General features: G+C 60.4%; 14 protein-coding genes and 1 pseudogene. 4 read left to right on the forward strand and 11 right to left on the reverse strand.

The annotated features are described in order from the left end of the window. Positions 1-41: 41 nt before the first annotated feature. The 6 genes from G7Z99_RS13855 to G7Z99_RS13880 form a co-directional block, all read right to left on the reverse strand. Positions 42-659, reverse strand: a complete 618-nt coding sequence (locus G7Z99_RS13855) for a GAD-like domain-containing protein (RefSeq protein ID WP_181094698.1) — start codon at positions 657-659, stop codon at positions 42-44. 143 nt (positions 660-802) lie between these two features. After that, positions 803-1423 carry a GAD-like domain-containing protein gene (locus G7Z99_RS13860; protein ID WP_181094700.1) on the reverse strand — a complete coding sequence of 207 codons (621 nt, stop codon included), beginning with the start codon at positions 1421-1423 and terminating at the stop codon, positions 803-805. A gap of 160 nt (positions 1424-1583) precedes the next feature. After that, entirely contained in the window at positions 1584-2207 is a 624-nt protein-coding gene (locus G7Z99_RS13865) for a GAD-like domain-containing protein (protein ID WP_181094702.1), read from the reverse strand. Positions 2208-2342: 135 nt separating this feature from the next. Then, on the reverse strand, positions 2343-2960 hold the full coding sequence (locus G7Z99_RS13870; RefSeq protein WP_181094703.1) for a GAD-like domain-containing protein: 618 nt from the start codon (positions 2958-2960) through the stop codon (positions 2343-2345). Positions 2961-2976: 16 nt separating this feature from the next. Continuing rightward, on the reverse strand, positions 2977-4350 hold the full coding sequence (locus G7Z99_RS13875) for a DUF6861 domain-containing protein (RefSeq protein WP_181094704.1): 1374 nt from the start codon (positions 4348-4350) through the stop codon (positions 2977-2979). Positions 4351-4782: 432 nt separating this feature from the next. Next, entirely contained in the window at positions 4783-6582 is a 1800-nt protein-coding gene (locus G7Z99_RS13880) for a putative bifunctional diguanylate cyclase/phosphodiesterase (protein ID WP_181094705.1), read from the reverse strand. A gap of 158 nt (positions 6583-6740) precedes the next feature. Here G7Z99_RS13880 and G7Z99_RS13885 point away from each other — a divergent pair, with 158 nt between their 5' ends. Continuing rightward, positions 6741-6974: a hypothetical protein gene (locus G7Z99_RS13885; RefSeq protein ID WP_181094706.1), complete on the forward strand. Its 234-nt coding sequence runs from the start codon at positions 6741-6743 to the stop codon at positions 6972-6974. A gap of 171 nt (positions 6975-7145) precedes the next feature. Further along, positions 7146-7610, forward strand: a complete 465-nt coding sequence (locus G7Z99_RS13890; protein ID WP_181094707.1) for a hemerythrin domain-containing protein — start codon at positions 7146-7148, stop codon at positions 7608-7610. A 65-nt stretch (positions 7611-7675) separates the two neighbouring features. Here G7Z99_RS13890 and G7Z99_RS13895 read toward each other — a convergent pair. Next, positions 7676-8833 (reverse strand): annotated as a pseudogene (locus tag G7Z99_RS13895) (5-methyltetrahydropteroyltriglutamate--homocysteine S-methyltransferase); the annotation flags it as partial. A 273-nt stretch (positions 8834-9106) separates the two neighbouring features. Between G7Z99_RS13895 and fabV the strand changes: the two are divergent. After that, the gene (gene fabV, locus G7Z99_RS13900; protein WP_181094712.1) at positions 9107-10318 is read left to right on the forward strand and encodes an enoyl-ACP reductase FabV; all 1212 of its coding nucleotides are present in this window, start codon (positions 9107-9109) and stop codon (positions 10316-10318) included. Between the two features lie 157 nt (positions 10319-10475). Beyond that, a complete protein-coding gene (locus G7Z99_RS13905) occupies positions 10476-11156 on the forward strand; it encodes an N-acetyltransferase (protein ID WP_181094714.1) in 681 nt (226 codons plus the stop codon). A gap of 49 nt (positions 11157-11205) precedes the next feature. Here the strand turns inward: G7Z99_RS13905 and G7Z99_RS13910 are convergent, their stop codons facing one another. The 4 genes from G7Z99_RS13910 to G7Z99_RS13925 form a co-directional block, all read right to left on the reverse strand. Beyond that, on the reverse strand, positions 11206-11547 hold the full coding sequence (locus tag G7Z99_RS13910; protein WP_181094716.1) for a HopJ type III effector protein: 342 nt from the start codon (positions 11545-11547) through the stop codon (positions 11206-11208). Continuing rightward, positions 11544-11837 (reverse strand): DUF1244 domain-containing protein, encoded by a 294-nt coding sequence (locus G7Z99_RS19900; protein ID WP_181094718.1) that lies wholly within the window; start codon positions 11835-11837, stop codon positions 11544-11546. The genes G7Z99_RS13910 and G7Z99_RS19900 overlap by 4 nt, the downstream gene beginning before the upstream one ends. A 10-nt stretch (positions 11838-11847) precedes the next feature. Next, positions 11848-12540, reverse strand: coding sequence for a dihydromonapterin reductase (folM, locus tag G7Z99_RS13920; protein WP_181094824.1), 693 nt, complete (start codon positions 12538-12540; stop codon positions 11848-11850). Positions 12541-12633: 93 nt separating this feature from the next. Continuing rightward, entirely contained in the window at positions 12634-13248 is a 615-nt protein-coding gene (locus tag G7Z99_RS13925) for a hypothetical protein (protein ID WP_181094720.1), read from the reverse strand. Positions 13249-13374: the final 126 nt, after the last annotated feature.

A 13374-nucleotide genomic window follows, 5' to 3' on the forward strand; every position in this document is an offset into this window, starting at 1 on the left:
TTCCATTTCGCGTGTTCACGCGCATGCCTGCTGAAGCCGTCTCATTCTTCGGAACAGTCGTCGAGCGTCAGCGCGGCCAACTGCGACAGCAGGGTCAGGTGTTCGATGGCCTGGGTTTTGTCCAAGTACTTGAGCTTGGCCGCCCCGCCGAGCAGGATGGCCGGGCAGAAGCCGTACATCTCATCGCTGCGCAGCGTACCGAATTGCGCCTTCGCGCTGTCGAACAGGCCGTTGAAATCGTTCTCCTCGGGCGTCACGGATTGCAGGAAGCGTTGCAGTTCGCGGCTCCATTCGTCTCGGGGAATGTCCATGTTGTGAATCATGAACGTCGACGAACAGCTGTCGATGGTCAGATACAGTCCGCTCTCTTCGCCCCACAGGTAAAGGTCCCCGAACGCGCTGCGTGCAAACGTGTGGTACGTATCGAGGTGGGACAGGGGGTGGCCCTCTAACCAAGCCTCCACGACGCCTGCGTACGCCTGCGGATCGACCAGCCAGAACAAACCGTCGCCATAGCCGCACCAGCCGTAATCACGCCAATGGTCCAACAACAGGTCAGGCAGCTTGTCCTTGTAGTCTTCTAACCGCGAGGCGGGAACGGCTTGTCGGTCGAAGGGCTCACCGAAGTGGGCAAGGCAGTGGTTGAGTGTGGTGGTCATAGTGTCAGTTCATGAGGGTTTAGGGGGGTGTGGAAAAGGTAAGTCTGGGTCAAGTGGTCTACGAGGTAACGCACTGATGTCTGCTGCTGAATTGCGCCTTGATGTGTTTGGCGACAAGCATGGGCAGCCGTCGAGCGAACGCATCAATACAGATCGGAAAGCGTAAAGGGCTCCAAAGGGGACAGTTGCGACAAGAAGGTGAGGTGCTCAATGGTGTTCACTTTTTCCAGGTTCTCCAATTTTTCACTGCCGCCCAGCATGAGCGCAGGAACGAAGCCATACATTTCGCCGCTCTTCAGAGGTCCGAGTTTTTTCCGCGCGCGGCTGAAAAAGCCTAGAAAGTCGCTACTTTCGATACTGGGGTTCATGAAAAAAATCTGGCTTTGTCTGTTCAGCGAGTCTTCAGTGGTACCCAGTTCATAGGCGCAGTAGCGAGACAAGACGCTTTCAATTTTCAGGGAATAACCTGTTTTTTCGCCCCATAGGTACAAGCATCCGAATGCAGTGCGTGCGATTACATGATAGGTATCCCTTGCTTCGAAGGCTGTTCCCCCAAGCCACGAGCGTACAACGCTTTCGTATTCAGCTGGGTTGACTATCCAGAAAATGCCGCCTGCATGAGCGCTCCAGCCATAGTCCTCCCAGTAGTTTAACAGGCGTCCAGGTAATTTATTCCTGTAATGTTCAATGGCCGTTGATGGCGCCGGTGTGTGTGAAGTTGGATTTCCCATTTCTTCTATAAAAAGGCTGACTGCCTCATTCATCAAAATTCCTTATTTTAAATTTTACACGTGAGAATGTATGTTTTCGTGCCGGCGGGGAGGCCTCATTGTGATCGAACAGGTTTCTTGTAAGCTGAGTCAGATAAACGTTTGCAACGAAAACGTGCTCAGCGGTGCGTATATTTTCGGTGCAACTGAGCATTCATGGATAAAGGTTTGCCAGTGTGTAGGGCTCTAAGGGAGCGAGCTGCGCCAGAAACGTCAGGTGTTCTATGATCTTGAGCTTTTCTAAATTTTTCAAATCTTCGCTTCCACCAATCATCAGCGCTGGAACGAAACCATATATTTCGTCACTTTGCAGGATGCCGAGTTTTCTTTTAGCAGGGTCGAAGAGGTCTAGGAAATCGCTGAATTCGAAGCTGGCAGAAAGGAAGAAGCTCAAGCATTGCCTGTCCAGGTCTTCTGCAGTCGTCCCTGGTCTTTTATAAGCATAAAGCGAATAACAACTCTCAATGGTCAGGGACTGCCCCGTCTTTTCGCCCCACAAATAGAGTTTTCCAAATGCAGTGCGTGCGATGACATGGTAGGTGTCTCGCGTCTCGAACACTGTGTCTTTGAGCCACGCGCTAACGACGCCTTCATACTCCTGAGGATCTACGATCCAAAAAATTCCGTCTGCATGGCCGCTCCAGCCATAATCCTGCCAATAATTGAGCAGGCGCTCTGGCAATATTTTGCTGTAACGTACGATGCTTGATGTGGGTACAGCTTTTTGAGTGATCGGGGTGCCCATCTCGTCAATGAAAAGCTTAATAGCTTCATCCATTCTAATCCTCCTTTCGATCAGCTTCATGCGAGGTGCCACCGCATATAAGGTAAGCTGCAGACTTGTAATATCCAGCAACGGATGAGTGTGGTCATAAGTGCCTATAGACGCTCTCTCGTTGTGAACGTATGCAAATCAGAGGTCTGAAAAGCCATAAGGCTCAAGCTCGGCAAGTTGAGACAGTAAGGTGAGATGTTCGAGGGTCTTGACCCTTTCCAGGTGATCGATATGCTCAGAACCTCCAAGCATTAATGCTGGAACGAACCCGTACATTTCGTCGCGTGTGAGCGTGCCCAACTTTCGATGCGCACGCTCAAACAGGCCGGCAAAATTGTTGTATTTGACCTCTACCGACAAGAAGAAATTTTTGACCATTTTATTCATTTCACCAGGGCGCAGCCCTAGGTTTTGGATCGCACAGCGTGAAAATACGCTATTGATTACGACTGAAGGGCCTGTCGTTTCCCCCCACAAGTAAAGATCTCCGAATGCGCTACGCGCAATGAGATGATAGGTATCGCGCGTATCCAAACATGTGCCTTCGATCCAATGGGTCAAGACGCCTTCGTATTCTTGTGGGTTGACGGTCCAGAACAAGCCTTTTCCATAGCCACCCCACCCATGCTCTTGCCAATAGTCAATAAGCTGATCGGGGAGCTTGCCTGTGTACAGTGCAATACTGGACTCTGGCACTGTCTGGCAGTCCATTTGAGCGCCTATTTTTTCAATAAATCGGGAAAATACAGCATCCATAAAAGTCTCACGGCGCTTAGCATTTGGTTAATTTTAAATTCAAAAAAGTGGAAGATCGCTCTGCGATGGGGATTTGTTCGGCCATGTGCTTTATTCCTTTTATTCTCTTTCCCCATTGAGCGCCTATGCTCGAATTTACTTGACGATCACCGAAGTCCGCGATGATGTCTTTCCCTCCTGCCACTAGATCTGGATTGTGCAGGCCCGCCAGTTGCCGCATTATTGCTTTTGCCTCACGCTTGGCGGTCGCTTCGGCTTTGACCTCATCCATGATTCTTGAATATTCAAGTTGAAGACGGTTTTGTAGTGTTTGCTCAAGGGCTTCACGTGCTAGCCGTGCAGCTGTTTTGTCACGATTTTTTGGGTTAGCAATATTCTCCAAATACTCCTCAACCGTCAGCCGGTTCAATCCCCCTTCCTGCCCCTTCAACTGCCGCACAAACTCATCACCCTTCGACGCCGGCAATCGATCCGCCCTGAAACACTCCACCTCATGCACAGGCATGGTAGTCGATTTGCCCTTGCCTGACCCTTCGTGGCGATCATCCGGTTTTGGGGACGATGACGACCCGTTTCCCTGGCCGCCCTCAACCCGTCGCGGCTCGGGAGTCTTCAGGTCAGGATGCCGCTTGAGCTTGTCTTCATGCTTGAGCATCCATTGCGCGATCCTGCTGCCCCGTGCGCTGCGCTGCATGTCCTGGGCGAGCACCATCGCCGAGCCGCCACCTCGTGTCAGGTAGGCGACGATCGCGCCGAGCAGCAGAACCACCACGGCTTCGTGGGACCGCGCAATGTCCCATGCGCCTTGCTGGGCCGCCGTGGGGTCGTCGTAGAAGGTGTTCAGGGGGTCGTTGGGCAATTCTCGCGGGCCGCGCCACGCCGTGGCGATGCCACGCACATATCCCTCGATGATGGCCGGGAGCCCGTCCATGAAGAACTCGGCGACCGACGCCAGGCCCAGGATGCTCAGCAGCCAGCCACCGGCCTGGGCGCCGATCAGCGCGCCGCTCGCTGCGCCCGGCACGGCGCCGATGCCAGCGGCGAAAAACCCTACCCCCCCACCGATCACGGCGCCGGTCACCGTGCTGCCGACGACGATCATGGCCATTTCGGCCACCACCTCGATCAGGTCGTCGAGGATGTCGTGGATATCGAGATCGGCGAAGCGTTTGAGCAACTGGTGGGCCGCTTCACGTTCGGCCAGGTCGCAGGCATGACGAACGCTCCTGATTCTGCGCCGGAGCAGGTGAAGACTCGCACGGTGGGGGGAGCCATACGCGCTGAACGTGGGTGAGTACGGATCGGGATTGGCCGGGGCATGAACGTCGAACAGGTGTTCGACCTTGGTCTCCAGCGTCAGCCAGTCGAGAATCCACGTCCATGGGATCATGCGTCGCTCCTGCGCAATGCCAGTCGTTCAGGTAATAAGCGGCCAAGTCGCGCGCTCGATAGCGATCGACAGTTGATAAGCCGATGTCAGGTTTATTCGCGTGCAGGCGCGCACGTTCCGAACTTGGAATAGGATCTTTGTTAACGAAAAAGTGATCGCGTGTACGGCAGTTGAACAAAAGCGCCGCATTTAACTTGGAAAGGCTTAAGTAACGGTCATGTAAAAGCGGCGACAGGCCAAGCGTAAGTAAGGCGCTATGCGCGTTGCAACCGCTTAAGTGTAAAAGTTCGATATTTGGGAAGGGGACTACAAGGTCGTAGGAAAAGTGGAAGAATTCCTACAACAAAATTACATAATTTAAACGCGTTGTTGTCCGTGGGTATTAGCGCTTCCTGTTTCAACAGGAAGCGCACACCCGCGACGGTGCCCCTCTCACACCTGCGCCTTCGCCCGAGCGTCGCGTTCGTGCGCCTCGAGCCACTGCACCACCCGATCCGCATGCATGGGCCGGGCGAACAGGAAGCCTTGCCCTTCATCGCACCCCCAGTCGGCCAGCAGCACGCGCTCGATGTCGGTCTCGATGCCTTCGGCGATCACTGTGTAGCCGGTCTTGCGCGCCAGGTCGATGATCGCCCTGACCAGGCGCTGGTCCTTCTCTTCGGTCGCGAGGTTGTGGACCAGTGTGCGGTCGATCTTGATGATCTCGGCGGGGAGGTCGCGCAGGTAGACCCAGTTGCTGTAGCCCGAACCGAAGTCGTCGATGGCGATGCGCACGCCGGCCTGGCGCAGCCGGTGCAGCTGCGAGCAGACCACCTCGGGCGAGCGCATCAGCGAGCTTTCGGTCAGTTCGATCGAGAAGCTGCCGCGGGGCAGGGCCTGCTCGGCCAGCAGGCCGATGATCAGGTCGGCCAGGCGGGTGTTCTCCAGGTCCGGCGCAGCCAGGTTGATGGCGATCGGCATGTGCAGGCCTTGGCGGTGCCACGCACCGGCCTGTTCGATGGCGGCCCGGGCCACGATACAGCTGAGGCTTTCGATGAGGGCGGTCTTTTCCGCCAGGGGGATGAACTCGGCAGGCGAGATCGCCCCCAGCACCGGGTGGGTCCAGCGCAACAGTGCTTCGACGCCCGTGCAACGGCCATCGCGCAGGGAGACCTTGGGCTGGTAGTCCAGGCGGAACTGGTCGCTCGAATGAATGGCCACCGACAGGGCGCTCACCAGGTTCAGCGCCCGTTGCTGCGCCGCGTCGATCTCGGGTTGATAGAGCGTCCAGCCCAGGCCCTTGGCGCGGGCATTGTCGGAGGCGCCGACCACCAGGCGCATGTGGTCCTGGTCGGGCGGCGTCTGCGCGTCGATGGGCAGCACGCCGATGCCGATGTTCATGTGCAGCGGGATGCCGTCGTTGACCAAGGGCACGCTGAAGCGGTCGAGGATCAACTGGTAGAGCAGGGGGCCATCGCAGGGTGCTTCAAGAAGCAGGCCGAAGCGGGTCGGGCTGACCTTGTACAGGGCATGCTGGGGAGGCAGCAGCGCAAGAAAGCGATCCCTGATGGCCAGCATCATGTCGCTGGCGAAGGTGTAGCCGAAGGCCTTGACCACGTCGTTCAAGGCTTTGGGAGAGATCACGTCGATCGCCACCAGCTCGGTGGCGCGCTTGGCCCTCATCGACAGCAGGATGTCCTGTTCGAGCTTGGAGCGGTTGTACAGACCGGTGGGCGGGTCGATGTACGACGCGCTGCGCAGGTTGTTCAGGCGGATCATCACCAGCTCGGCCATGTGCTGCAGGAACGCCGCCTGCTTTTCGCTCATCGCCCCGCGCGGGCAGGTGTCGGCCACGCACAGGCTGCCCAGGCCCAAGCCGTCGGTCGAGAGAATCGGGTAACCGGCGTAGTAGCGCAGTTCCGGATCGGCGACGATCAGAGGAAGGCTGGCAAAGCGCATGTCCTGCCAGGTGTCGAGCACCTCCAGCAGGCGCGGCTCGAGAATGGTGTGCGCACAGATTGCCTCGTCACGTGGCGCCGACTCGACGGCCAGGCCGATCTGCGCACGGAAGATCTGGCGTTCGCTCTCGACGATGGAGATGAACGCGATCGGCGCATCGAGTACGGAGGCAGTCATTGCCACGAGCTTGGCCAGGACCGGATCCTCCTGGCTGCGCGCCTCGGCCTCCAGGTCCCTGAGCATGTGCAGCCGAGCGTCTTCGTGCGCCGGCATCGGGCAATACTTGACTTGCATGGTTCATCCAGGTTGGCGGGACTTCTTCGCTATGCTTATCGGCACACGAGGCCAGATATGAAGGGCGCACTGACAAGCGGTCGTGCACGGATCGAACTTGGCGGCGTGGCGGCCCCTCGTATCGACATAGGCGTTGCCATTTCAAGAGGAGAACTGCCATGCCCTCGCCAGACGATCAGGGTCTGCCACCCGTGGATCCCTTGCCCGGTTCGAACAACCCGCTGAGCCCGGGCCGTGTCGATGTTCATCCCTCACGTGATGCCGGCGTGGAGCAGTTGCCCGACGATGACGATCACCGGCCGATCGACGGCGGCGACACACCGCTCGACCCGCAGCCGACGAATGAAGAAACCGACAACGCCGAGTTCGATGGCCAGCCCGACCCGCGTTGACGCCCGTATTGCGTGTGCTCTTTGGCCCGCGGATGCGGGCTTTTTTACGCCTGGCGTTTGGCTGACCGGGCCTGTGCCTTCCGATGATCACCCGATTTGAACCTGGGGCTCATTCCTCGACTCAACCTTTGGTGACCCCGTGAACCGAACCCTGGCCCTGATGAGGTTTTCATGAACGCTATCGAACTGCTGACCAACGATCACAAGACCGTGAAGAAGCTGCTGGAAGACCTGACCTCGACCACCGAGCGCGCCGTGAAGAAACGTGCCGAGTTGTTGGACAAGCTGAACTACGAAATACAGCTGCACACGCAACTGGAAGAGGAAATCCTCTACCCCGCGTTCAAGAAGGCGGGCAAGAAAGAAGAAGCGACGATGTACTACGAGGCCAAGGAAGAGCACCGCACCGTCGATGCGCTGGTGCTGCCGGACCTGATGAAGACCGACACCGGCACCGTGGAGTTTTCCGGACGCGCCAAGGTAATGAAAGAGCTGCTCGAACATCACATCGAGGAAGAGGAAAGCGAGATGTTCCCCAAGGCGCGCGAGCTGTTTTCCGACGCCGAGCTGGAAACCCTGGGCCAGCAGATGGAGCAGTACAAGAAAGACTTCAAAGGCGCCCAGCACGCCGCATGACCTTGGCCATGCGCACGGTGGCCTGAGGGCCTCGTGCGCCTTGTCTTCGTGGCTCAGCCCGCCTTCGCAAGACCAGGCTCGACATGCGCGATGGCCGCAGCCGCTTCAGGGTCGTTGACGGCCTTGGCCAGCAACACCACCTCCTGGTACTTCTGCGCCGCGAAGGCGAGAAAGTCTTTCAGTCCGTCGCCCCGTCCCGTTTCGAGCGCCAGGTCCACCGGGGCGTGCAGCAGGGCGCACGATGGCGCCACCCACAGCCGATCACCCAGCCGCTCGGCCGCATGGCGCAGCACCTCGATGGCCTTGTCCACGTCACCGCCCGCGGCATGACGCCCGTCGACCACGCCCAGCGACAGGGTCTTGTAGGTCGGCAGGCGGTCGAGCAGGGTCGGGTATTGCTCCGGCGCGCACACCAGGTCTATGTGCAAGCCTTCGACCGGCAGGTTGGCAGCCAGCCCGAGGTTGTCCTGCAGGCCGCCGAAGTAGGTGGTGATCAGCTTCTTCAGCGGGGCGCGCTGGAGCAGGTTGTAGACACGCTCGTAGGCGTTCTTCCAGGCCTGGGGCAGGTCCAGGGCCAGGATCGGCTCGTCGATCTGCACCCACTCCACGCCCTGGTCGGCCAGGCGATGGAAGATCTGGTCGTACAGCGGCAGCAGGCGCTCGACCAGCTCCAGTCTGTCGAAGGCTTCGTCCTGGGCCTTGCCCAGCCAGAGGTAGGTCAGCGGGCCCAGGATCACCGGCTTGACGGCGTGACCCAACGCCTGGGCTTCAGCGACTTCCTCGAACAGCTGCGTCCAGCTCAGCTGGAACGTCTGGTCGGCGCTGAACACCGGCGCCTGGTAGGCGTAGTCGGTGTCGAACCATGGGGTCGTTGTCTGGGCTGCGGTGTCGTCACCACTGACGGTCTCGGCCGTCACCTCGCGCGCCATGGCGAACAGCGTGTGCAACGTCGGTGCCGCATCGCCCTGCGGTCGAGCATGCTCGGGGATGACACCGAAGGTCAGGGAGTGGGTCAGGACCTGATCGTGCCAGGCGAAGTCGCCCACCGGCAGCAGGTCGAGGCCGGCCTCCTTCTGCGCCTGCCAGTGCGCAGCGCGCAACGCCCGGCCCACGGCCCGCAGGCCGGCCTCATCCAGCATACCTCGGCAGAAAGCCTCCTGGGCGCGCTTCAGTTCACGGTCGCGCCCGATGCGCGGGGATCCCAGGGTGTGTGCAACGGCCATGTGTCGAAGTCTCCAATCAGATGCATGCAGTTTGCCGAGCCTTCGAGCCTGAGAAAATCTCATTTAATTCGTTTTGATGGTGAAGAATTCTAATGCAGTCGCTGCCTTGTTCCGTGGGTACCGTCGAGCACCCGACCGACGCCGGCCTTGAAACCCGTCGATCTCCCCTTAATATGTGTCGGCTATGGAGCAGGGGTAGTCTCACCCTCTGATCACGCGAGCGCGTCCATCGAAGGACCGTTCACAGACTAAACACCCGAAGAGGTACAGACGTTGGCCATCATCCACCCCAAAGTCCGCGGTTTCATCTGCACCACGACCCACCCGAAAGGCTGCGAACTCAACGTTCGCGACCAGATCGAGGCGACCCGCGCACTGGGCGTTCGTGAAGACGGGCCGAAGAAGGTCCTGGTGATCGGCGCCTCCAGCGGCTACGGCCTGGCTGCGCGCATCACCGCAGCCTTCGGCTTCAAGGCCGACACCCTGGGCGTGTTCTTCGAAAAGCCTGGCACCGAGACCAAGCCTGGCACCGCCGGCTGGTACAACGCCGCGGCGTTCGACACGTTCGCCAAGGCCGAAGGCCTGTACAGCAAATCGATCAATGGCGATGCCTTCTCCGACGAAGCCCGCGCCAAGGTCATCGAGCTGATCCAGAACGAGATGGGCGGCAAGGTCGACTTGGTGATCTACTCCCTGGCCTCGCCCGTGCGCAAGCTGCCGAAGACCGGTGAGCTGGTGCGTTCGGCCCTCAAGCCGATCGGCGAGCCGTACAAGTCGACCGCCATCGACACCAACAAGGACACCATCATCGAGGCCGCGATCGAGCCGGCTTCCGAGCAGGAAATCCAGGACACCGTTACCGTCATGGGTGGCCAGGACTGGCAGCTGTGGATCGAGGCCCTGGCCGAGGCCGGTGTGCTGGCCGAACAGGCACGCACCGTGGCGTTCAGCTACATCGGCACCGAGATCACCTGGCCGATCTACTGGCACGGCGCCCTGGGCAAGGCCAAGCAGGACCTGGACGACACCGCCCAGCGTCTGGACGCCACGCTGTCCCAGACCCTCGGCGGCGGTGCCAACGTGGCCGTGCTCAAGTCGGTGGTGACCCAGGCCAGCTCGGCCATCCCGGTCATGCCGCTGTACCTGTCGATGGTCTTCAAGGTGATGAAAGAGCAGGGCATCCACGAAGGCACCGGCGACCAGCTCAACCGCATGTTCCGTGACCGTCTGTACCGCGCCGACGGCCAGCCAGGCGAGGTCGACGAGAAGGGCCGCCTGCGCCTGGACGATTGGGAACTGCGCGACGACGTGCAGGACGCCTGCAAGGCGCTGTGGCCGCAGGTGACCACCGAGAACCTGTTCGAGCTGACCGACTACGCCGGTTACAAGCGCGAATTCCTGAACCTGTTCGGCTTCGAGCGCAGTGACGTCGACTACGACCAGGACGTGGCGACCGACGTGCAATTCGACTGCGTCCAGCTGTAAGCTTCGCCCCGAACCCGCACGGCTTTCGAAGCGTGCGGGTTTTCTTTCGATTTGAAACTATTTGATACAAATTATTTCACGTGCGCGCGAGCATTCTTCCCGCTTCTAGCCTATACCGCTTCCTGGGGAAGCAGGTTCATCAGCTAGGGGAACGAAGATGGGAGCGAGTACGTTGTTGCAAAAGCTCAGGCAGAAAGGCCTGAAGCGTTCATTGAAGACGGCCTTCGAACGGTACGTGTTCTTCCATTGGGAATTGATCTGGACCGAGCGTGACCTGAGCCTGCCGATCGAGCGGTTCAAGCTGCGTGAGCATCCACCGCTCACTCGTCTCGACATCACCCCAGGCAATGTCCACCGGTTCCAGCGGCATTTCGGTGATCGCGTGGGCGTCATGCGTGAGTTCGCCGAGCAAGGCCATGTCGGTCACATGTGGATCGACGAGGCCGGCGATGTCGTGGGCGTGATGTGGTCGACCACCGACGATTACTACGACAAGCACTACTACGGCTGCACGTTCAAGGTAGCGCCAGGCCAGTACTTCGCCCACAGCGGGGAGCTGATCCGCCGCTACTACGGCACGCGCCTGTCGCAGACCGCGCAGCTGACCATGTGGGAATGCATGCGCGAGAAGGGCTGCACGACGACGATCGACGTGGTCGAAAGCCACAACGTGCCGGCCATGCGTCTGCACATGCGCATGGGGTACGTCGAAATGGGGCGGATCACCCACGTGTACGGGCTGTTCGGGCGCTGGCGCCTCTTCCGCGAGACGACCTACCAGGGTTCACGCCTGGAACAGCTGTGCCGGCCGCTGGTGCGCGGCGTGGCCACGGCGTGACGCGGGACTGGCCTGGGCGTGCCCCAGACCAGGGCCCATGCCATGGGTGTCAGGCCAAACGTTCCAGCGGGCGTTGCGCGAAGGTGACGCCCGCCAGGCCATAGGTGATCAGCGCCCGGATGTTGGCATGATCGGTCCCGTCCGGCGTGGCCTGCACACTGCGGTAGTGCTCGCCGAACGCCAGCAGCGCCTCCTGGTCGCTCAGCCCTTCGAGTACGGCCAGGCCCAGGGTCTTGCAAGAGCCTTCGTTCTGCCCGGCGGCGTTGTGCACGTCGCCGTTGTCGAACGCTTGCGGCGTATAGCGGTAGTGTTCGGCGATGAACGCCAGCGTGTCGGCGAAGGCATGCTCGCCAGAGGTCAGGCGGGCGCGCAGGGTGGCCAGGTCAGTCACGGGGTTTTTCCTTTTTCGAAGGCCGCCTGCTGGGCAGGGCTGGCATCTGTCTGATAACGGTCTTTCCACTCGGCATAGGGCATGCCGTACACCGCCTCGCGGGCATCGTCCAGGCTCACCTCGAGCTGCTGTTCGTCGGCGGCGGCCTTGTACCATTTCGACAGGCAATTGCGGCAGAAGCCCGACAGGTTCATCAGGTCGATGTTCTGCACGTCGGTACGGCTGCGCAGGTGTTCGACCAGGCGACGGAACGCAGCGGCCTCGAGTTCGAGCTGTTGTTGGGGCGTCATGGGCGACCTCCTAGGCGATTCGGTTCTTCAGATGGCGGCCACCGTTGATGACCACCTGGCTTCCAGTGCTGTAGCGGCTGTCGAGCAGGAACATCACGGCGTCGACCAGAGGGCCGGCGCCTGGTTCGAACTCCAGCAGGGCTTTTTTCAAGGCGTGTTCACGGTAGGCCTGGTCGCCGTCTTCCTTGAAGATCAGCAACCCCGGCAGGATCCCGTTGACCCGCACGGTCGGTGCATATTTCTCGGCGAACGACAGTACCATGTTCTGCAGCGCGGCCTTGGTCGCGGCATAGCCGATGTGGCTCTTGCTGCCGCGTGACGAGGTCTCGTCGCAGATGTGGATGATGTCGGCCTTCTCGACCTTCGCCAGCTGTTCGCCCAGCGCCAGGTTGAGGTGATAGGGCGCCTCGACATGCAGCTGGAACATGGTCTGCAGTTGGTCCAGGCCGTCGTCCAGCCAGAGCGAAGCGTTGTGCACGATCGCGCGCAGGCCGGGGTAGTCGTTGCGCAGGTGGTCGATCAGCGCCTGGCGCTCGGCCGGCACGCACAGATCGGCCTGGAACGGGATGATGTTCGGGTGCGCGGCGTCGGTGCCGATGCTGCGGCTGGTGCTGACCACGGTATGGCCGGCCTTGGCCAGCGCGAGTGCCAGGGCCAGCCCGACTCGCTGACTGGCGCCGGTGACGAGAATGGGGCTGTTCATGTGCTGGGTGGTCAACGGTGTCTGCTCAGTGTGAAGATCGTTGAGCATAACCGAAGTCCAGGGCCTCGCGCAGGCATGCGCGGCGGGCGGGGCTCATTCCTGCAGCGGGTCATGCACGTCCGGGTGCACCCGCCGATGCGCCTGGAGGATGTAGTCGCGCAGGCGTTCGATCTCGTCCTCGGCGCTTTCGCTCAGGTCGTAGGCCGCCAGACGACTGTCGATCTGCCGCCGCTTGAAGCCGCGCAGACGGATCGGCACCTCGCCCGGCGGTGCGAAGCGCATGTTGAAGCGCGTGGGTGTCCTGGCCGTGCCCTGCGCTTCCAGCAGGACCCCTCTGAACGAAATGTCGCGCACCCACAGCCGGCTGGCACGGTCACGGTCGTCGAGCAGGGCGACCGGCGTCTCCAGCGTCAGGCGCCACGGCCGCAGCATGGGCCCGTCTTCGTAGATGTCGGGCATGCCCAGCTGCAGGTGCAACGCGTGGAATTCGTCCTCCACCAGGTGCAACGGGAAGCTGATCTGCTGGTTGTTGATGTGCGCCTGCAGGGTGACCTGCTCGTGGCCGACCAGACGCGTGAGCAGGTCCTGGACCCGCCGGTCGCCGTCCACGCGCAGGCTGGGGCCCGGATCGGCCGGGCTGGCCTGAGGAAGGCGCTGCATGTCCAGGATGAAATCCAGCTCATCCTGAGTGAGAAGGTTGTCTGACATGGTCGAACTCGAAGACGCTCATCAAGTGCGGCGATCGCGCGGGCAAGCCGTGCAGTCGCGTTGAAACATTGCCCACGCCTCGTCGGTGGGGCTCCGGCTGTCGTCACGCGAAAGAGCGTTCGGCGC

Source organism: Pseudomonas entomophila, assembly GCF_013523165.1.
Classification (GTDB): domain Bacteria; phylum Pseudomonadota; class Gammaproteobacteria; order Pseudomonadales; family Pseudomonadaceae; genus Aquipseudomonas; species Aquipseudomonas entomophila_A.

Coding starts and splice junctions, on each gene's coding strand:
- G7Z99_RS13855 (WP_181094698.1), bottom strand. CDS start 659: ATGACCACCACACTCAACCACTGCCTTGCCCACTTCGGTGAGCCCTTC.
- G7Z99_RS13860 (WP_181094700.1), bottom strand. CDS start 1,423: ATGAATGAGGCAGTCAGCCTTTTTATAGAAGAAATGGGAAATCCAACT.
- G7Z99_RS13865 (WP_181094702.1), bottom strand. CDS start 2,207: ATGGATGAAGCTATTAAGCTTTTCATTGACGAGATGGGCACCCCGATC.
- G7Z99_RS13870 (WP_181094703.1), bottom strand. CDS start 2,960: ATGGATGCTGTATTTTCCCGATTTATTGAAAAAATAGGCGCTCAAATG.
- G7Z99_RS13875 (WP_181094704.1), bottom strand. CDS start 4,350: ATGATCCCATGGACGTGGATTCTCGACTGGCTGACGCTGGAGACCAAG.
- G7Z99_RS13880 (WP_181094705.1), bottom strand. CDS start 6,582: ATGCAAGTCAAGTATTGCCCGATGCCGGCGCACGAAGACGCTCGGCTG.
- G7Z99_RS13885 (WP_181094706.1), top strand. CDS start 6,741: ATGCCCTCGCCAGACGATCAGGGTCTGCCACCCGTGGATCCCTTGCCC.
- G7Z99_RS13890 (WP_181094707.1), top strand. CDS start 7,146: ATGAACGCTATCGAACTGCTGACCAACGATCACAAGACCGTGAAGAAG.
- G7Z99_RS13905 (WP_181094714.1), top strand. CDS start 10,476: ATGGGAGCGAGTACGTTGTTGCAAAAGCTCAGGCAGAAAGGCCTGAAG.
- G7Z99_RS19900 (WP_181094718.1), bottom strand. CDS start 11,837: ATGACGCCCCAACAACAGCTCGAACTCGAGGCCGCTGCGTTCCGTCGC.
- folM (WP_181094824.1), bottom strand. CDS start 12,540: ATGAACAGCCCCATTCTCGTCACCGGCGCCAGTCAGCGAGTCGGGCTG.
- G7Z99_RS13925 (WP_181094720.1), bottom strand. CDS start 13,248: ATGTCAGACAACCTTCTCACTCAGGATGAGCTGGATTTCATCCTGGAC.